This is a genomic window from Methylomonas koyamae (assembly GCF_001644025.1).
Classification (GTDB): Bacteria; Pseudomonadota; Gammaproteobacteria; order Methylococcales; family Methylomonadaceae; genus Methylomonas; species Methylomonas koyamae_A.
In genome coordinates, this window is the sequence record NZ_LUUK01000036.1 from 13,536 (window position 1) to 33,849 (window position 20,314).

Annotated in this window: 14 protein-coding genes and 1 pseudogene; 2 read left to right on the forward strand and 13 right to left on the reverse strand. The window is 53.7% G+C overall.

Features of this window, described 5'->3' with window-relative positions:
* Nucleotides 1-42 precede the first annotated feature (42 nt).
* Nucleotides 43-471 (forward strand): Hsp20/alpha crystallin family protein, encoded by a 429-nt coding sequence (locus A1355_RS03430; protein WP_082885336.1) that lies wholly within the window; start codon nt 43-45, stop codon nt 469-471.
* Nucleotide 472: 1 nt separating this feature from the next.
* On the opposite strand, the gene A1355_RS03435 is transcribed toward A1355_RS03430, so the two are convergent.
* Nucleotides 473-979, reverse strand: a complete 507-nt coding sequence (locus A1355_RS03435; protein WP_064025006.1) for an NUDIX hydrolase — start codon at nt 977-979, stop codon at nt 473-475.
* Nucleotides 980-1,042: 63 nt separating this feature from the next.
* Between A1355_RS03435 and A1355_RS03440 the strand changes: the two genes are divergently transcribed.
* Nucleotides 1,043-1,636: a TetR/AcrR family transcriptional regulator gene (locus tag A1355_RS03440; protein ID WP_064025008.1), complete on the forward strand. Its 594-nt coding sequence runs from the start codon at nt 1,043-1,045 to the stop codon at nt 1,634-1,636.
* Here A1355_RS03440 and lplT read toward each other — a convergent pair.
* The 12 genes and pseudogenes from lplT to A1355_RS03495 all read right to left on the reverse strand — a co-directional run bounded on the left by lplT (nt 1,611) and on the right by A1355_RS03495 (nt 19,438).
* Nucleotides 1,611-2,783: a lysophospholipid transporter LplT gene (lplT, locus tag A1355_RS03445; protein WP_064025011.1), complete on the reverse strand. Its 1,173-nt coding sequence runs from the start codon at nt 2,781-2,783 to the stop codon at nt 1,611-1,613. The two genes, A1355_RS03440 and lplT, sit on opposite strands and share 26 nt — an antisense overlap.
* Nucleotides 2,784-2,815: 32 nt before the next feature.
* The gene (locus A1355_RS26480; protein ID WP_331710105.1) at nt 2,816-3,061 is read right to left on the reverse strand and encodes a hypothetical protein; all 246 of its coding nucleotides are present in this window, start codon (nt 3,059-3,061) and stop codon (nt 2,816-2,818) included.
* Nucleotides 3,013-5,004, reverse strand: a complete 1,992-nt coding sequence (locus A1355_RS03450; RefSeq protein WP_331710106.1) for an AMP-binding protein — start codon at nt 5,002-5,004, stop codon at nt 3,013-3,015. The genes A1355_RS26480 and A1355_RS03450 overlap by 49 nt, the downstream gene beginning before the upstream one ends.
* Nucleotides 5,005-5,398: 394 nt before the next feature.
* Nucleotides 5,399-7,537, reverse strand: coding sequence for a hypothetical protein (locus A1355_RS03455; RefSeq protein ID WP_064025013.1), 2,139 nt, complete (start codon nt 7,535-7,537; stop codon nt 5,399-5,401).
* Between the two features lie 558 nt (nt 7,538-8,095).
* Nucleotides 8,096-8,674: a potassium-transporting ATPase subunit KdpC gene (kdpC, locus tag A1355_RS03460; RefSeq protein ID WP_064025031.1), complete on the reverse strand. Its 579-nt coding sequence runs from the start codon at nt 8,672-8,674 to the stop codon at nt 8,096-8,098.
* 130 nt (nt 8,675-8,804) lie between these two features.
* Nucleotides 8,805-10,877 carry a potassium-transporting ATPase subunit KdpB gene (gene kdpB / locus A1355_RS03465; RefSeq protein WP_064025016.1) on the reverse strand — a complete coding sequence of 691 codons (2,073 nt, stop codon included), beginning with the start codon at nt 10,875-10,877 and terminating at the stop codon, nt 8,805-8,807.
* A gap of 124 nt (nt 10,878-11,001) precedes the next feature.
* Nucleotides 11,002-12,810, reverse strand: coding sequence for a potassium-transporting ATPase subunit KdpA (gene kdpA / locus A1355_RS03470; protein ID WP_064025019.1), 1,809 nt, complete (start codon nt 12,808-12,810; stop codon nt 11,002-11,004).
* Nucleotides 12,810-12,899, reverse strand: coding sequence for a potassium-transporting ATPase subunit F (locus A1355_RS03475; protein ID WP_064025021.1), 90 nt, complete (start codon nt 12,897-12,899; stop codon nt 12,810-12,812). Before A1355_RS03475 ends, kdpA begins: the two co-directional genes overlap by 1 nt.
* A gap of 1,217 nt (nt 12,900-14,116) precedes the next feature.
* Entirely contained in the window at nt 14,117-16,531 is a 2,415-nt protein-coding gene (locus A1355_RS03480) for a TonB-dependent siderophore receptor (RefSeq protein WP_064025023.1), read from the reverse strand.
* Nucleotides 16,532-16,909: 378 nt separating this feature from the next.
* Nucleotides 16,910-18,019, reverse strand: coding sequence for a hypothetical protein (locus A1355_RS03485; RefSeq protein ID WP_064025025.1), 1,110 nt, complete (start codon nt 18,017-18,019; stop codon nt 16,910-16,912).
* Nucleotides 18,020-18,094: 75 nt separating this feature from the next.
* Complete coding sequence (locus A1355_RS03490) at nt 18,095-18,634, reverse strand: hypothetical protein (protein ID WP_157197725.1); 540 nt, start codon at nt 18,632-18,634, stop codon at nt 18,095-18,097.
* Between the two features lie 262 nt (nt 18,635-18,896).
* A pseudogene (locus A1355_RS03495) lies at nt 18,897-19,438 on the reverse strand (REP-associated tyrosine transposase).
* Between the last annotated feature and the right edge of the window lie 876 nt (nt 19,439-20,314).

A 20,314-nucleotide genomic window follows, 5' to 3' on the forward strand; every position in this document is an offset into this window, starting at 1 on the left:
CCGTATCATTGGCTTTCCCCTAATAACAGCAGGAGAATTGTGATGAGCAGTTTGAGTTCATTCAGTCAACGCGGTTTATTCGACGAGTTGTTTCGGGATATTAGTCCCGGCTATCTGGTGCGGCCGTTGCACGGCGATCCCCTGCCTAGCCAGATCAAAGTCGACATAAAGGAAAATCCGAACGAATTCATCGTCGAAGCCGAACTGGCCGGCGCCAGCAAGGACAACATCCACGTCCGTATCGAAGGCAACGTGGTCGGTATCAGCGCCGACATCAGTCAGATCGACAGCCAGTCCAGCGAAGATAAGCTTCTGCGCAGCGAACGCTATTACGGTCAGGTTTCGCGCAGCTTTCAGTTGCCGGTCGATATCGATCAGACCGCCAGCAAGGCCAAATACGATAACGGCGTATTGACACTGACCCTGGTAAAAAGCAAGGCCAAGAGCGGCCAGCGCTTGACGGTAGAGTGATCTAAGCCGTGCGGCCCTGCCCGCGATAGCGGCGCCAGATAATTTTGAACGTGACGGTCAGGGTCGGATCGTCGCGTTCGACCCGTTCGCTGACGGCGTCGGACGTTAGCCAGATGCCGTCGTCGATTTCGGTTTCCGCCAACTGGAATGGACCGTTGTGACGGCAACGGTACACCTGGATGAATTCCATACCCAAGTCCGGTGTCGGCGCTAATTTGAACAGTGCTTGCAGGTCGGCGTTGACGCCCAATTCTTCCATCAGCTCGCGCGGCGCGGCGGTTTCGTAGTCCTCGTCGGCATCGACATGGCCGGCCGCCGAACTGTCCCAGAGTCCTTTGTTCAAGTCTTTCAACATCGAGCGTTTTTGCAAAAACAGCTCGCCTTGTCGGTTAAAGACTAAAATATGCACCGCGCGGTGGCGTAGCCCTTGGGCGTGAATCACACCGCGCGGTAAATGGTCGACGACGTGGTCGTCCTGGTCGACAACCGCCAGTAATTCGTGATGCATGACTCGATTCCCAATCCAAGGTCGTGTATGTTAAAGGTTTTTGGACGCTGCCGCAGGGTAAACATGGCTAGAAGAAGCGAACACAGTCAGGAGCAAATCAAGGAAATGGTTTTGGCCGCCGCCGAAACCATCGTCGTGGAGGACGGCTTCAATGCGTTGACGGTCAGAAAAATCGCGATGGAGATAGGCTACACGGTTGGCAGCATTTACATGGTGTTCGCCAATATGAGCGATCTGATCATTCATCTGAAAGCGAGGGCACTGGACGAGTTGGCCGAGCATCTGGCGGCCTGTCCGGCCGACGGCGATCCGGGCGAACGTTTGATGAAACTGGCGGATATTTACTTGGATTTCGCCGCCAAACATTTCAACCGCTGGCGGATGATATTCGATATGCAGAGCGAAGAAGCGCCACCGGATTGGTATCAACAAAAAATCGAGTATATGTTCGATATCGTCGAAAGCTTGATACGGCAACTGCATGCCGGTACCGACGCGGAATCCGAGCGGCGAGCGGCGCGCGCGTTGTGGAGTGGGGTCCACGGCATCAGTATATTGGCGCTGACCGGGCATGGCCAACCGTCCGGGATCGACTCGGCCCGGGCGTCGGTGTCGCTGTTGGTGTCGACGTTTATTCGGGGTTGGCGGGTGGCGTAGTCTCAGGCAAATGCCGGACCACGACGAAGGTAGCAGCCATCAACAAGCCACCGAGCACGATCAGGGCTATGGCCGGCTGGTTTGCTTCGGCCGCCGCGGCGGTATAACCGCCGACCGCGATCAACATCGCCAGGTTCTGAAAGAAATTCTGCATCGCCACCGCGCCGCCGCTGCCGATGCCTTGCTGACCGATTTCCTGCAAAGCCGCGTTGATCGGGACAATGAACATCCCACCGGCGGTACCCATTAAAAACAACACCGCGCGTGCCGGCCAAACTGCGTCGGTAAAGCTCAAGGCTACGATCAGCAAACCCATCGCGTATGCCGGCAGTCTGGCTCGGCGCAGATGTTCCAGCGGAATCAGGCGCGGTACCAAGGCCGCGCCGGCAACGATGCCGATTGCCAAAAACAAGGTTAAATCGGCGATGTCGCTGGCGTTATGCATCAGCAATACCGCCGGCGCCCAGGCGATGACGATCACCCGTACCGCGGCGGCGGCGGCCCAGAATAGCGAAGCGCCGAGAACCGCGAAGCGCGAACGCGGCGACGCCAGAAACTCGCGGACCTCGCGGAAAAACAGCAAGATCTTCGATCCCTCCGGAATCGGCTTGCGCAGCCCGGTCGGCAAAAATAACGTGGTCGCGGCCGAGACCATAAACAGCGCGATCGTCGAGGTCAGCGCCCAATACACCGAATAATCGGCCAGTCTGGCGCCGACCGTCATACCGGTCAGAATCGCCAGTATCGTCGAACCTTCTATCCAGCTGTTGGCTTTGACCAAACCGGCGTGGCCAGCCAGTTCCGGCAATATCCCGTATTTGGCGGGGCTGTATAGCGCCGCGCCAACTCCGACCAGACAATAGGCCAGCAGCGGTTCGACCTGCAATAACAGTAAACCGGCTCCGCCAGCCTTAATCAGATTGGCAACGATCAGGATTCTGGCCTTGGGATGTCGGTCGGCGATGCCGCCGACCCAGGGCGCCAGCACCACGAACGCTACCAGAAACACACTTTGCAGCGCCGGCACATACCACGGCGGCGGATGGTCGGCTTGCATTACCATCGCGATAACGGTAAACAAGATGGCGTTGTCGGCGAACGCGGACAAAAATTGGGCGACCAACAGCGGGTAGATAGATTTATTCATGACCTTGGGGCGTTAGGATTAAGTCGCTAGGGTCAGGCGTCGTCGCCGTCGTCGGTGTTTGCGGCGTTTAACCACTCGGCTGCCAATTGGGTCGCGCCGGGGTAATCGGTTTTGCCGGTTCCCAATATCGGAATGTGTTCGACGATCATGACTTTTTTCGGCAGATTGATTGCCGCCACGCCGGGCGAGGCCGCCGCTAGGGCCTTGGGCGTCGCCAGCTTGACGTTGGTCAGCAATACCAGTTGCTCGCCTTTTTTCGGATCGGGTAGGGCGACCACGGCATGATGGCCGTCCGGCCAGGCCTGACCGGCCAGGCCTGACCGGCCAGTTGCTCGACCGCAGTTAGCGACACCATCTCGCCGCTGATTTTGGCGAAACGTTTGCTGCGCCCTTGAATGTGGATGAAGCCTTCGTCGTCCACTTGCACGATGTCGCCGGTATCGTACCAACCGTCGCCGTAGACCGAGGCCGGTGGTACCAGGATGCCGGGATTGGTCGGTAGCAGATAGCCTTTCATGATGTTGGGGCCGCTGACATGCAGTTTACCGCCGTGCTCTATGCCTTCCACCGGCTCCAGCTTGTAGAGCATGTCGGGCATGAAACGGCCGACACTACCCGCTTTGTAGTCCATAGGCGTGTTGACCGAGGTCACCGGCGCGGTTTCGGTGGCGCCGTAGCCTTCCAATATCCGAATGCCGAATTTGTCCATCCACAAATGGCGGGTGCTTTCCTGCAATTTTTCGGCGCCGGCCACGACGTAACGCATGTTATAGAAATCATAGGCGTGGGCTTTCTTGGCGTAAGCCGCCAAAAAGGTATTGGTGCCGAACATGATGGTCGCGCCGATGTCGTAGGCGATTTCCGGAATCACGCTGTAATGCAGCGGCGACGGATAGAAAAATGTAGTCATCCCGTTCAACACCGGCAGCATGGTGCCGACCGTGAAACCGAAGGAATGAAACATCGGCAGAAAATTCAACACCACGTCTTGCGGATTGAAATTGATCCTGGCCTTTAACTGTTTGTGATTGGCGATAATATTGCCGTGCGACAACACAACGCCTTTCGGTTCGCCCTCGGAACCGGACGTAAACAGGACCACGGCGGCATCGTCCGGACTGCAGCGGCGGTGATCGTACCAATAGTCGGCGGTCTTGGCTTGGATAAAACCGATGATTTTGGCAAAGGCATTCACGCCGGCCGCCAAATCTTCCAAATACACCAGATTCACCTGCTCGGACAAAGCCTGTGCTTCGGTTTGCAAGTGGGCCAGTTCGATAAAGCGCCGCGAGCTAACCACGGTTTTGACGATCCCGGTCCGGCACGCCGACTTCATACCCGTCGCGCCGATTGAGTAATTCAACATCGCCGGAACTCGGCCATACAGTTGTAAACCTAGAATCACGCACAGGGTTTTTGCCGAATTCGGCAGCAGAACACCGACCTGATCGCCGCTGGTGCTGATATTGCGCAACAGTTTGCCGACAATAATGCTACGGGTCACCAAAGCATCGTAATTCAGCGGTTTGCGATCCAGGTCTTCGGCTACCCGATGTTTACCACCGTGTATCGTTCTGGCCTCCAACAACGCCGAAAAAATGGTTTGCCGGTAGTGACTGCTGGCGAACATCATCTCGGTCATGATGTCGGCCAAAATATGGCCGCTGTATTTTCGGCGGGCTTTGCCGGTCACCGCGCCGTGGGTGTCTATCCGGGTCGGCGGCAGAATTTGCAGCGTGATGCGCGGAAACCAGCGCAAGCGCACGATATTGCGCAGCTTGGAAAAATGGGTGTACTCGGCGCCGTCGATCCGGATCGGCAAAATCGTCGCGCCGGATTTGTCGGCGACCATGCCGGTACCGTCGTAGATTTTCATCAGCGAGCCGGTCACGGTGATACGGCCTTCCGGAAAAATGACCGTGCGGGTGTCGTTTTGCAAATGATGAATCAGTGCCTTCAAGGACAGCGGATGGGTTGGGTCCATCGGAAAGACCGTCGATAACCTTAAAAACGGTTTCAGCCACCATTGTTGGGAAATTTGGGTATTGATCGCGAAAGTGATGTCGTCCGGCAAAAACACGCCAAGTAACAACGGATCGAGAAAAGAAGTGTGATTGGAGATAATCAGCACCCGTTTGCCGGCTTGGGCGTAGTGCTCCAAACCATTGACCTTCACCTTGAAGACCAGCGTCATTAGCCAGCGTAAAACAATCTTTAACATAGATATCCTCCCGTGCGCGCATATTAGCAGACAGTCAGCGAATTGCCGGGCGCCAATATATTACATAATTAAACAATGTTCAATTATTAACGTAATCGCCTCCCTCCGTCAGTTCGGAATGAGCGAGGCTTAGAGTCGACGGTGTGAGGCTAGCAGCCGGTCCGGCGCGGCCGGCGGCGCTTGGTTACGCTTAAAAACAGCATTGCCCGACAGGACCTTAAGGATGCGGAGCTTGATTACCTGGACCGCTAGGTCGAACAACTCAGCAATCCAGCTTTAGGACTCGAGACGAGGGAAAATATATCATCGACCGGCAATCGGCTTGGTTGCAACGCTTCCGCATGAAAAAGCCCGCTCGCGTTGCCGCGCGCGGGCTTTCGGAAAGAAGGCGTTTTTAGCCTTCGGTGACGATCAAGGCCGTGGCCTGATTTTTCAGAGTGATGGCCTGTTGCAGCAAGCGTAGGCGTTGTCCACCAGTCATGAACCACCCGTTAACGGCGCGATGTTCATAATCCAATGCTTTTTCCAACTTGTTCAGGGCTTCCGGATAGGGATTGATCACCGCCTCGGATAGCATCCTGATTGCATCCTGAGTGTCGGCGATGGCCAGTTTTACCGATTTCACGCTGTTGGCGTTAGCCTGGTCGATGGCTTTTTGATCCAGCGCATTCGAACTGCGGATGTTTTCCAGCACATTGATCGAACGCAGAAACAGCGCAACCGCGATAACTTGCGACGAGTCGAGCTTCACCTGACGATTGACGCCTTTGGAGGTAAACGCCCCCGGCGACTGGTTGAAGGATTCGGTGTTGTAGTAGGCGACGGTCTCTTCCAGCGTTGTGACGCTGTTATTATGAAAGAACGGCGCGGTATCGGCGGCTTCGACCAACGGGGGCGTGTTGAAACGGTTCAGGCGCGGATGATCCGCGGGCCGAATGTTGCGCGGATCGACGCTTCCGTCGCTGTAACAAGGCTGATCGTAGTCCGGACCGCAATCGCTTTGCAGAACTTGGCCGAATCCGCCGTCGTAGGCCACGCTAGTGTCGGCGAGGTGATGCAATTGATCGCGCATGCGCTCGATGCCGGTGTCGCGGGTCGGATTACCGCCGGTCGTGGAACTGATCGCGCCGGCGTTCATATGGCAGCCATTGCAGTTGGCCGAGGTGCCGAAGACCGGCGTGCCGCCGACCGGGTAGCCGTTGCTCAAGGTCTCGCCGGGGTTGTTCTTGGTATTGAACAATTTCAGACCGCGTTGCACCAGCGGCGACTTGAAGGTCATCGCCGCCAGATTGATGTCGGCGCTACGCCCCAGCGACAGCATATAAGCTTCCAGCGCATCCAATTCGTCTTCGGTTGGCAGCCGGAAATCGACATTCTCGACCCGATCCAAACGCTTGGGCAAGTGTTGTTTGACCGCACCCTTGGCGAAATCGCGCAACGAACCGCCGTCCGGCGCGCCGTCGCCACCCCAGCCGATGGCTTCGGTTTGGCGATTGTCTTGCTGTGCGATCGGATCGTGTTCCGCGAAATAATCGTTGTCTTCGGTGAATTCACCACCCATCGCCAATGTCTCGAATTTCAACGAAGCCGACAACCCCAGCAAATGCGGCGCTGCCCGCATCACCGGCGGTTTGTCGAAGCCGTCCACGTTAGCGACGAACAGCCCGAACTGACGTAACAGCGCGGGTTTTTCCAGATCAGCCAGGGCCGGGTTGTTTTCCGCGACGAACAGCGGATCGCTGGGCGGTAATTTAGCGATATACGCCGGATCGATCGTGTGATTGCGGTCGGGACGGTGACAGGTGGAACAGGTTCGGCCGTTACCGCCGAAGGTTTCTTCGGTGAACAGCTTTTGACCCTTGGCGATTAATTCGGCCAATTGTTGGTCGGTGGTTGCCGCGGTGGCGGCGTGTGCCGTTTTAGGCAGCAGAAAACCGAAAGGGACTTCGGCTTGACCCGCCGGTTCCGCGTGGCCGACAGTGCCCAGATTGGCCGCTGGCCAGTAGCGTTCAGTATAGTAAACCCGTTGCAGCAATCCGGGAGAACCGAATAGTAGACCGCCTTCGCTTGGGGTTTTGCCGGCCAAGGTTATCGCAACGCTGTCCAACGTAAAGCCGTTCAGACGGTCGCGATCGAGCATGGTTGCGAAAACTTGTTTGTCCGCTTTTACGGACAACGGACCCAGCTTGATCGCGTTGCCGCTGTGATGGTTGTCGATCAGCCAGGCATCGTAGGGCCGCTCGGCAGACAAGCCTTTAACCGAAATGCGCACTTGCCCGCTCATCAGATCGATAGCGGCCTGACCTTGGCCGTCGCTGAGTTCGCGCGAAAGCGATTTGGAATAGCCGAGACCGATGTTGACGGTTTCCGGGTGGCCCTGTATTTCGAACGCGGATTTCCAGCGTTCGTAAACCGAGCCTAGCGTTTCGACGCTGCCGACACCGGTATAAGGCGCCTCGATTCGCGGCATCAGGCTGTAGCCCAGCGCCAGCGCGGCTGCAAAGGCCAAGGGAAGTGTGATGGTTTTTCTCATAATGTATCCTGTCGTGGGTGATAGTCCGATGCGGCGGCTGCGGGGCGATGGAAACGGATAGAAAGCACTATTCCGGGTGTTTCTGCTCCAGACAACCTGAATCGACGAATCCGCGCGGCATCGGCTTTCGCGGAGCAATCGGCGTGCCCACATTGACGGTTGATTTTTCCAGAAAAAATACTCTATATAAGTCAATAGCCTACAGCTATTTTTCTTCAGGCGGCGGCTTAAAAAGATCGGAGCAGGGTGTCGTAGACGAATAATGAAAAAAGTCAAATAGACATCGATTCAAAAAATAGGGGATATGACCTAGTGGTGTGTGAAATAACACAGAACGAATCAAATTCGCTCGGATTCGACCCAATTTGTCTGGGAAATCCTCAAAAATGCCGACGTACGTTTTTACTTACAAATTACCCGTATTGATACGTTCGTTATTTCCTTGAAGAAATTCAGGTATTTAACTTGGAGGACGGTTCCGGAGCGAATAAAGCGGAGTGTGTGAAATGACCTATTCTTGCCGCCTTCAACCAAGCCTACACGCATTTCCCTGTATCACTAGCGGCTTGCCCGGTCCAGTGCCAGATTCAATCTCAACACATTGACTCTGGGTTCGCCGAACACCAGCCATTGCCGGCCTTCGGTATGCGCATCCACTAGTTCGCGCAACGTGGCTTCGTTAATTTTGCGGACCTTTGCGACCCTTTTGATCTGATATTCGGCAGCGGCGACGCTGATATGCGGATCCAGGCCGCTTCCGGATGCGGTGACCAGATCCACCGGCACCGGCGAGTGGTTGCCGTGATCGGCGTCTTTCAGCGCTTGTATCCTGGCGGCGACCGCGTCGGTCAACGCCGGATTGGTCGGCCCCAGGTTGGAACCGCTGGAAGCGACAGCGTTATAACCGTAGGGACCCGTGGCCGACGGCCGGCTCCAGAAATATTTCGGCTCGCTAAAAGTTTGGCCGATCAGTTCGGAACCGATCGGCTGGCCTTGCTGGTTTTTGATCAGGCTGCCATTGGCTTGCTCGCTGAACAAGGCTTGCGCCAGCACCGTCACCAGGGCCGGATAAGCGGCACCGGTCACCAGGGTCAGCAGGAACAGCATCATCGCTGCGGGTTTTAAGTAAGTAGTCATCATTTAATGCCCTAATAATTCTGTAAAAACGCCCTCTCGGCAAATGCTCCCGGCGTTGCTCTACCTCCTGCATCCTTGCAGTCGTCCACCAGGAGAGGGAACAAAGCTCCCGGTATTTGTTGTGCCTGGTTTACACCAGATTCATCGCAACCAAAATTAAATCAATCGCCTTGATGCCGATAAACGGCACGATCAGACCGCCGACGCCGTAGACCAGCAAATTGTTTTGCAGCAGTTTTTCCGCACCGACCGGTTTATAGCTGATGCCTTTTAAGGCCAGCGGGATCAGCGCGATGATGATCAGGGCGTTAAAGATAACCGCCGACAAAATCGCGCTGGCCGGCGTCGCCAGACCCATCACGTTCAGCACGTTCAAGGCCGGATAGGTAGTGGCGAAGGCGGCCGGAATAATCGCGAAATATTTGGCGACGTCGTTGGCGATACTAAACGTGGTCAGCGCGCCGCGCGTCATCAGCATTTGCTTGCCGGTTTCGACGATTTCGATCAGCTTGGTCGGGTTGGAATCCAGATCGACCATGTTGCCGGCTTCCTTGGCTGCCTGGGTGCCGCTGTTCATCGCCACCGCCACGTCGGCTTGGGCGAGGGCCGGGGCGTCGTTGGTACCGTCGCCGGTCATCGCCACCAAGCGGCCGTCGGTTTGATGTTGACGAATCAGATTCAGCTTGGCTTCCGGGGTGGCTTCGGCCAGGAAGTCGTCGACGCCGGCTTCGGCGGCAATCGCGGCGGCGGTCAGGCGGTTGTCGCCGGTGATCATGATGGTTTTAATGCCCATCTGCCGCAGTTCGATAAAACGTTCCTTGATGCCGCCCTTAACGATGTCCTTTAGTTCGATGACGCCCAGCGCTTTAGCGCCATCCGATACCACCAGCGGCGTGCTGCCCCGGCGCGCGACATCGTCGACCATTTTCTTCAGCTCTTGCGGCACCTTGCCGCCTTGTTCTTCGATATGTTGCCGAATCGAGTCGGCCGCGCCCTTGCGGATTTGCCGGCCTTCCAGGTTGACGCCGCTCATCCGGGTCTGGGCGCTGAAATGTACGAAAGTAGCACCCAGGGAATGGATGTCGCGTTCGCGAATATTGTATTTTTGCTTCGCCAGTATCACGACGCTACGACCTTCGGGGGTTTCGTCCGCCAACGATGCCAGTTGCGCGGCATCGGCCAGTTGGCGATCCGTCACGCCTTTGACCGGAAAAAAACCGGATGCCTGGCGGTTACCCAGCGTAATAGTGCCGGTTTTGTCCAACAGCAGCACATCGACATCGCCGGCCGCTTCCACGGCCCGGCCGGAGGTGGCGATGACGTTTTTCTGCATCATCCGGCCGATGCCGGCCACGCCGATCGCCGACAGCAAACCGCCGATGGTGGTCGGAATCAAGCACACCAGCAAGGCTACCAACACGGTAACGCTAATCGGACTACCGGCGCCCGCGGTCTGCACGCTGTACAGCGAGAACGGCAGCAAGGTGACGGTAGCCATCAGGAACACCAAGGTCAACGCCACCAGCAAAATGGTCAACGCAATCTCATTAGGGGTTTTCTGGCGTTTGGCGCTTTCCACCATGCCTATCATGCGGTCCAGAAAGGTTTCGCCGGGATTGGTGCTGATACGCACCACCAGCCAGTCGGACAGCACTCGGGTGCCGCCGGTCACCGAACTGAAATCGCCGCCGGACTCGCGGATTACGGGCGCCGATTCGCCGGTGATCGCGCTTTCGTCCACCGAGGCCACGCCTTCGATGACATCGCCGTCGCCGGGCACGAAATCGCCGGCTTCGATCAGCACTACATCGCCTTTACGCAGACTGGAGCCTTCGACTTTGCTGTAGTTGCTGCCGTATTTGGCTTCGTCGAGCTTTTTGGCGGCGATGTCGCGTTTGGCACTGCGCAAAAACGCGGCTTGGGCCTTGCTGCGGCCTTCCGCGACCGCTTCGGCGAAGTTGGCGAACAGTACGGTAAACCACAGCCACAGCGTGATGCTGAGGATAAAGCCGGCGGATTCTTCGCTTTCGCCGTTCAGCGCCTGCAACCACAACACGGTGGTCAGCAAGCTGCCGAGGTAGACCACGAACATCACCGGGTTTTTCCATTGTTGTTGCGGCGTCAGTTTGGCAAAAGCATCGAACAAGGCTTGTTGCAGAATTTGCGGGTCCAGTAAGGACGTTGAAACGGGTTTGCTAGTCATGGTGTTATCTCTATTCTGATGCGCCTTTGGGGGCAATCGGCGCTGCCATGGCGGGTTACGGTGCGCATATAGATCATCGTTTGTCGGAGAACTTTCTGCCTTGCGCACCTAATCCACCCTACATTTATTTGGTGGGCGTCATCTGCAAATGCTCGACGACGGGCCCCAAGGCCAAGGCCGGGACGAAGGTCAGCGCGCCGACCATCAGCACGGTGACGATCAATAAAACGGCAAACAACGGAGTATGGGTCGGCAGGGTGCCGGGGCCGACCGGCACGGTCTTTTTAGCCGCCAGCGAACCGGCTATCGCCAACACCGGAATCATCAGCCAGTAGCGGGAAAACAGCATCGCCAGACCCAGCATGAAGTTATAGAACGGCACGTTGGCCGACAAACCGCCGAAGGCGCTGCCGTTGTTATTACCGGCCGACGACCAGGCATACAGCACTTCGCTGAAACCGTGAGCGCCGGGATTGAAGATCGACGCTCTGCCGACCTCCAGCATCACCGACAGCGCCGTGCCGCCCAATACCATCAAAGGCGGAATCAGGATAATGATGGCGGCCATTTTCATCTCATAGGCTTCGATCTTTTTGCCTAAATATTCCGGGGTACGGCCTATCATCAGGCCGGCGATGAACACCGCGACGATCGCAAACACGATCATGCCGTACAAGCCGGAACCGACGCCGCCGAAAATCACTTCGCCCAATTGCATCAGCCACATCGGTACCATGCCGCCGATCGGCGTGAAAGAATCATGCATGGCGTTGACCGAACCGTTGGATGCCGCCGTCGTCGCCACCGCCCATAGGCCGGAGTTGACGATACCGAAACGGGTTTCCTTGCCTTCCATATTGCCGCCGGCCTGTTGGTTGGTGGCAGATTGATCGACGCCCAAGGCGGTTAAAGCCGGGTTGCCGTTTTGTTCGGCCGGCACCGTGACGAAAATCAGCGCGACAAACACCAAGGTCATTGCCCCAAGGATTACCCAGCCCTGGCGGGTGTCGCCGACCATCGCGCCAAAGGTATGGCACAGTGCTGCAGGGATCAGCAGGATGGCCAGCATTTCCAGGAAATTGGACAGCGGCGTCGGGTTCTCGAACGGATGAGCGGAGTTGACGTTAAAAAAACCGCCGCCGTTGGTCCCCAATTGTTTGATAGCAACTTGCGAAGCCGCCGGCCCCATCGCCAGGGTTTGCGTTTGGGTGGACACCGTTTCGGTCACCGGTTTGCCATCGGCATCGCCCATGGCTTTACCATCGGCATCCAGTTTCGGTGCGGAGTAGCTGACCGCTTCTTGCAAATTGACGGTCTGATACGGATTAAACGTCTGCACCACACCCTGCCCGACCAATACTATCGCCAGCAAAAACGACAAGGGCAGCAAGATGTATAAGGTGCTACGAGTCATGTCCACCCAGAAGTTACCGATGCTGTTACTGTTACGGCGGTTAAAGCCGCGAATCAACGCCACCAGCACCGCCATGCCGCTGGCGGCGGATACGAAATTTTGCACCGTCAAACCCAACATCTGGGTCAGATAGCTCATCGTGGTTTCGCCGCCATAGCCTTGCCAATTGGTGTTGGTGGCGAAGCTGACCGCCGTATTGAACGCCGAATCGGGCGTCACTGCCGCTAAGGCATGCGGATTCAGCGGCAACACGTCCTGAAAACGTTGTAAGCAGTAAACCGCCAGCAATCCGAACAAATTGAACGCCAGCATCGCCAGCGCATATTGAGTCCAGCGCATTTCCTGTTCCGGATCGACGCCGCTGAGCCGGTAAAACAGTCTTTCAACGCCGCCAAACCAGCGGTTCAATCCGACGGATTCGTCTTGATAAACCCGTGCCATATAAGCGCCCAAAGGTTTGGCTAAAGCCAACAGCGTAAAGAGGTAAACGGCAATCTGTAAAAAACCTTGACCTGTCATCAGAATTTCTCCGGATAAAACAATGCCACGACCAAATAAACGAACACGGCCAGCGTCAAGCCGCCGCTTAGTAAATAAATCCAGCTCATGATTGCCCCCTCAACGCTTCGCAAGCGCCGATCAATAATGCGGTTGCCACAAAGAACACCGCCGTTAACAGCAAATACGCAATATCCATTTGGATTACCTCGTTGAAATTGAAAAACTACGATTGCAATCAGCGGCGATTGCCTGTTAAACAATGTACAGATCGATCGATAAAAAAGTCATAAAAATAGCCATGCCGGATATAAATGGAATATAAAAATCAGAGTGCCGGAAGCACGCAACGGCCTTTTCGATCCTAACTGCGGCTACGACAGGGTTACGCCACGGAGACTTAAAAAGAGGGCATCGGCGCGGCTTTAGCCGGGATTAAGGGCGTCCGGACACCGGTATGTCTGCAGCGTCCAGCGACTTTTATAGTAACAAGATGGTCTGAAATTAATCATCCATGTTGCGGCTGATTAAAGTCCATAGGGTACGCTGATAAATGCCGATATAGTTTAATAACGGTAACGATTCAGCTCGCGGCACATACCTGCTCTCCATCGGCCGAGGAAGTAAGCCGCCTTTTTTAAAATGCCACGATAATAGAAAAAATCAGGTAGTTATTAACGATGCTTCGCTCGACGATTGTTAAATCCGGTCCTAGCATCTGAGTCGAGATTACTGGAAATGCTCGCCAAGCAAAACAATACGGTAGATAGAATAAATTCGCCGGACATAAATACAAACATTCCCGCCGTAAAGGTAATCGCGGTAAAAATATCTCTAGTTAAATTCTTCGATTTGCGCATTTTGCCCCCAAAAGGACTGTCGCTATCGATAAATACTCGATAGCCGTTAACCCCATCCCTTCACCGATCATTCAGCCGTCCTTGATGGCCTATGGCTTAAGTTACCGAAACACGAATAAAAAGATCGTAAAAGTTAATAGATCGCTTGTAAAGAAGATGTAAAACTGCTTGACGGATTACGTCTTTTGTCTGCCAATGTTGAATAGTTTGGCTGAGTTGTTTTTCGGATAAGTCGCTGTAATTTAAGGCGGGCGTTTTGACGGCCTTTGGGCGTCGGCTATTGGGAGCTGATGGAGAGGACATCAATTTAACCCTGAACAGAATCGGATTGTGTCCGTATGCATTGAAAGGACGATATAAGAATGCGACGGTATCGAAACGCATTGATCGATGAAGGGCCGCGACGAGCCGCAACTCGGGCCGGGTAACGTGGAACCCGGCCCGAGCTTTGTAGAAAACGCTTCGCGCTAAAACTCCACTTTCACCGAACCTAAAAACGTCCTGGGCGCGCCGGGCATCGCCTGGTGGATGAATTGGCTATAGCCGTTGGCCGAGGCGATGTATTCCTTATCCAGCAGATTCTCGACGTTGAATTGGAAGGTCACGTTGGACGGGCCGATCTTGCGCCGGTAGCGCAGCATCGAATCGACGCGGGTATAGCCGGGGATTTCGTAGCTGTTGTTGACGTTGCCTTCGCGGCTGTCCACCAGATAAACGCCGGCGCCGGCGCTCAAGCCTTCCGCGCCCAGGTGGCTGAAATCGTAAGTCGACCACAAACTGGCGGTGTTGCGCGGAATGTTTTCCAAGCGGTCGCCAGTGCCGCCGACCCCGGTGAAGTCCCCGGTCAAGCCTTTGGTGACCACCGCGCCGATGTAGGTATAGGTGGCGATGACGTTCCAGGCGTCGGTCAATTGGCCTTGCAAATCGAACTCGATGCCGCGACTGCGCTGCGCGCCTATCGTAACGAAATAATCGCTGAACGGCGCCGGCAGCGGCGATTTGACGTTCTTCTTGGTCAGTTCGAAGAAGGCCAGATTGGCTTGCAATTTGCCGCTCCACCAGTTTCCTTTCATGCCGAATTCCATTTCGCGGGATTGCTCGGGATCGTAGGATGAGCCGTTCAGCGCGGTGCCGCTGTTGAACGCGTTAAAGCCTTTAACGAAGTTGACGTAAACGCCCAGCCAATCCAGCGGGTGGTACATCAAACCGATACGCGGGCTGAAATAATCGTCGTCGGTCTTATCCCCGAAGCTATTGCGGTAGGTGGCGTTGTCGAAGCGGCCGCCGAGCAATAAATGCCAAGTATCGTTCCAAGCCAATTGGTCCTGCAGATAAATGCCGTACCACTCGTTATGTTCGATATTACCCAGCCTTAGCGGATCGTTCAGAAAGCCGGTAAAACCGTATTGCGGGTCGAACACGTTGATGGTCGGCACCGCGGTTCGGTAAGGGCTGCTAAAGTGTTTATCGGTCGAGTTGTAATAATCGGCGCCGAGCAACACGTTGTGTTGTATCGGTCCGGTTGCGAACCGGCCGGTGATGTCTATCGTGCCGTATTTGTTATCGAAATCCGTGGCGTTCTTCAAAAAGCCCCTGGCAATATCGCCGGAACCGTTGGTCGTTTCGTTCGACGGCGTTTGCGCGGCGGCGTTGTCCTGCACCAACGCGGAAAACTTGGCCCGCACCTTCCAGTCGTCGGTGAAAGCATGGGTCAGCGTAATACCTTGCTGGTAGGAGCGCTTGTTGCTGTAGTCGGTTGGCTCGTTGCCGTTGAAACTCAACGGAATCTTGCCGGGAATCGCGCCGGACAATTGCTGATCGTAAGGAATGCCGGAGTCGGCGATGCTGCGGCTGTCCTGGTAGATAAAGTCCAGATCAAGCTGGGTTTTATCGGTGATATGCCAGGTCAGGCTGGGTGCCAGAAAGTCGCGTTGATTGTAGATGTTGGTCCGGAACGAATTGCTGTCCAGATGTTCGTAATTCACGCGATAAGCCAGCGCGCCGTCTTCGGTGATTTTGTTGGTCGCGTCCAGCAGTGTCCGATAGGTATCGTAGGAGCCGAACTGTTGTTGCAGCGAGTAATAGGCATCGCCGCGCGGCCGTTTGGTCACGACGTTGACCAGGCCGCCGGGTTGCGCTCGCCCGTAAAGCATCGCGGCCGGGCCTTTCAAGACTTCGACGCGCTCGGCGTTCGCCAGCGAGATCGGCATGTTGGGCGTCAGTACGCCGTCGCGATAAATATTGCCGACGCTGTTGATGCCGTTGGCAAAGCCTCGCAGATAAATGTTTTCGTTGGCGTCCGCGCCGAAGCCCCAGTTTTTCGCCACGCCGCTGACGTTTTTCAAGACGTTTTCCAGGCCGATCGCCTGTTGATCTTCGATGACGGCTTTTGGTATCACTTGTACCGATACCGGCGTATCGAACTGCAACGTATCGGTTTTGGTGCCGGTGGTGGCATTCGGCAGCGCGTAGTCCTTGTTGTAGGGCGAAGCGGTGTCGTAGACGCCTTGGCCGGTCACCGTCACCGCCGGCATCGTCGCGGTGCCGTTGGATTGTGGCGCCGGCGCCGCCGGGGTTTTATCCAGCGTCACGGTCGAGGCGTTGCTAAAGCGGAAACTCAAGCCAGAGCCTTGCAGCAATTGGCGCAAGGCCTGTTCCGCGCTGAAAGTTCCTTTTAACGCCGGCGCTTGAATTTGATCGGCGAGCCGGCCTTCGTAAAGCACCTGTAAGCCGCTGATCGCCGAAAACCGTATCAATGCGCTGCTCAACGGTTGCGAAGCTATGTCGAAGCTCAGCGTCGTAGTCTCGGCGGTCGCAATCCCCGGTATCGTAACGGCGGAAATCAATACTACGGCGCGGGTCAATGAGTCCTGGTAAATCATCGTACATTCTCCATAAGTGAACGGTATCGATTACCAAGACGCCGCGACCGTGTCTGTACCCTTAGCGGCGGATGTAAAAAAGTTTCGGCCGCACGCGGTAGATGGGCTACGCCGACACACGAAGTAGGACGGGCATCAAGCGCGATAGGGCAGTGGTCTATAGGTTGGGGCTGGAAAGCTGCTACGAGGAAAGGCCCGAGCCGATCCGGCCAAAGGGTTACATAGCGGTGAAGTGGGCAAGCCGGCGGAAACCACGCGGGTTCGCTGGGTTAAGGGACTGGGTTCGGCCATTTTGCGACATTCGATGTATGTCAGCTATAAAACGAAAAGCTGTCAATCAGGGGTTAAATCACACGTCGTGCCAATTGTTATCGAAATTTAATTGCTGTTTTCGAGCATTAGAGCATCAACAAAAGCCTTTGCACCATTAAAACTAAATTTTATTTCTCTTTCACCAAAAAACTTTGACCAATGCAATTCTAGATCTGCCGTATTACCTTCTTGGCGATAATCAACAACATGAATCTTTGCGTTTTTTCTCGTCATTCTAGACAATAACTGGCGCATTTCGAAATCAGCATATGGCAATGAATATCCAATAAAGACAATTTCATCTGCTTCAGAAATTTCGATTCCTGCATTTTGCCAAATTATTCGGTATTGAGGATTAGATAAATCTTTTAAATAAGTAGGCATTATTAAGTTTGGTGAAAGTTTGTGGTTTCCAACTTCCTCTGGAAAATTCTTATCACAATGCCTGCATGACGAGCTTCGCACAAAGTTATCCATTGCTTCTTTTCTTGAGAATCTTGTATATAACCTTGCACATCTTGGGCATTGAAACCAGTTTAGTGAGCCATGTAATTTTAACAATTTAACATTAAACCCACCTTTACCAAGTTTTTCTAATCCTGGCATGATGGTGGTATCAGATTCGTCTTTCGAGCTTATATAACAACAGTAATCTACAACCCCATCATAAGTATTATTCGATTGTAGCAATTGATAAATTGAATTATCCAAGAGAATGTCCCAGTTAGTGCTAATGACACTAACAGGATCTTCCCTTTTGTAATTTTCCCCAGTTCTTATTGATGACTTCTTAGTTAAATAGTTCGCGAATTTATTTATATAATCCTTCGAATTGTTTGTCTCATTAAGTAGACATTGTATGGTACGACCAACAACGTAGAATACCGACTCCCGTACCTTCATGATTTGATCAAGACCAATGCCTCTATATTGAGAACTTTCAGTTAAGCAGCGATCTAGGGGGGTGAATATGTCTTCTAAATCGACGTCAGCAAAATGTTCCTCAGTTACATTTAACTGTTTTCTAATGAAGCTAACAAATATATCAAACCGTTTCCGATCAAATTGCTGGTCATTACTGTTATAGAGCCTGAATGCTTCACGTATGATAGCGGCCTGCATCGGTGCTCCAGCTTCGACAGAAAATCCTGCTCCTAATATGTATACGGTTTTCATAATTTCCTTCAAACCCAATCTGTGTTCATGCTTATAGCGCTGTAGGCTAAGTTGGACGTTGGCTTCATCAAATAATTAGCGAAGATTTGCACCCTTAACGAACATGTCACGATCTATCTCACGTAGCGTCAAACTTTCGCTCTTACTCATCCTACGCCAAAAGCAATCAATTAATCGCGGATAATATTTGTCAATATCTACCACTTGTCCCTGCTTTGTTTGGTGCTTAATTCCGAAACCACTTAACACATTGCGATCGATAACCGGCAATAAATTTGAAAAATGCGCGCAGAGAATCGCTGAAGCATAAGAAGATTTAAAACCCTTTATGCCAGTAACTGGATTTAGCGGCATCTCAATAAATTGCTGCGCAATGCTTTTTACACAATTCTTCTGTGCTTGTGACATTTCATTAAGGGATTTCCCGTCAATTTGACTATTGATTTCCACCAGAGCAACAGAGTATGAGCTCAATGCTCGGTTTACATCAGACTCCGTGCTCACAATAGATGCGTTGCCGCCTTTAAAATTACCAACGTACAATAAATCGATTATTGTTAATTCGAATCTATTATGTTTCCGCTCTATGTACGCAAGATAATTGTTGAATGCCACATTAAAGTTGTTCCACTGCGTTTCACTTTTCGACATTGTCAACCAACTTTTATCGCTAACAAGGAATTAGATAGTTAACTATATATCTACCGAAAGATACTCGTATGCCTGATAGCTGATTGATAAGCATACAATTTCCTTTTCTATTTTCATCGGCGAGAACTATTAATGGCCGGTGATGATGAGTTTTCCGTCATTGAATCACATGAAGCTCGTAGGATGGGTAGAGGCGCTAGCCGAAACCCATCAAAAACACCATCGATTACGCCAAATCCAATTCAGGATAGATGCCGCCCGCCCAATTTGCCGGGAGGATGCCGCGTTTGACGAAATCATGAAATGAAGAATATCGCCAATCGGCAACACAACGAACATAGCCGTGTTTTACTGGATTGTAATGAATATAGTCAACATGCTTGACGAAGTCGTCCTCGTTTCTGATTCGATGCTCCCAAAACCGTCTCTGCCACTTGTGCCCTTTGGGTAAATACCGCGTTCCTGTTTGCGTTCGCGGCTTTTGGAAATTCGTTCGCCTTTTTCGACCTGTTTGGTAAAGCGGGTCTTGATCAGCCGCCAGCGACAACTAAAATCATCGTCACCTTCCGGCAAAGTCCAAATCGTATGGAGATGTTCCGGTAACACGACAATCGCGTCGATATTAAACGGGTGTTGCTCTTTCACGTGACGAAAAGACTCGCGAAGCCGTTCAATCCTATCGGTCAGCAAAGTCCGATTTCGCTCCGCCAAATTGACGGTGAAAAAATAACAACCGCCTTTGAGGCGATGTCGGCGATATTCTGTCATATCTGGTTTATCGGCGCTTCGATTGATGGGTTTCGCTTCGCTCTACCCATCCTACTGTCGGCCATTGGCTCACCCCCGGTTATTGGATAACCGTCTCCTATGGGTCGTTACAACTAAAGTCCCTAAACGCAACGAGCCGCGAGCATAACGCATGGAAAAATGTCCGTGCGAAGTCGTTAGCGGCTATTCTATGCTGTTTTCGATTTATAGACTATTCTTTCGAACGCTCAAGGAGTGCGCGCCTCTGCTAATCCACTAGCTTTTCTGCATAAGTTAGCCCGCTGGCGAGCGAATAGGCGCGCATCTCAACGCGGCTGGCGGTAAGCCGCTTTGCTTGCCCGTCCCTGAACGGTTTTTACACGCGCTTCCAACGTTGGGGGAAAACCGCTGCAGGCCACGGCTGGCAAGGCTTCCGGCGATTCGGGTTTCACGGAGCTGTAGAATCACGACACGGAAGCCTGGAAGGATGTCACGGAACGTTGGAAGGACGACACGGAAGGCTGGAAGGACGTCACGGAACTTTGGAAGCATGTCACGGAAGCCTGGAAACACGTCACGGAACTTTAGAAGCACGTCACTGGACAGCGGAAGGACGTGTTTCCAACATAAAAACACGGCACGGAAACGCCGATATCCTCGTCGCGGGTGTTGCCGGTGGCGAAACTGGAGTAGGTGGGCGGATTCAATTCATTCATCAAGGAATTTAATATGCCCAAATCCACGTTTATCCCGAACGCCGATCACGACTTTCTGGCCTGGTTCGATCATTTCCTGGCCAATCTGAAACCCGAACACGGCGTGGCGGACGCCGACTTGGCGGCGCTAACGGCGGCGAACGCCGATTTTCACGATAAGTCGCGGCTGGCCGGCAATGCC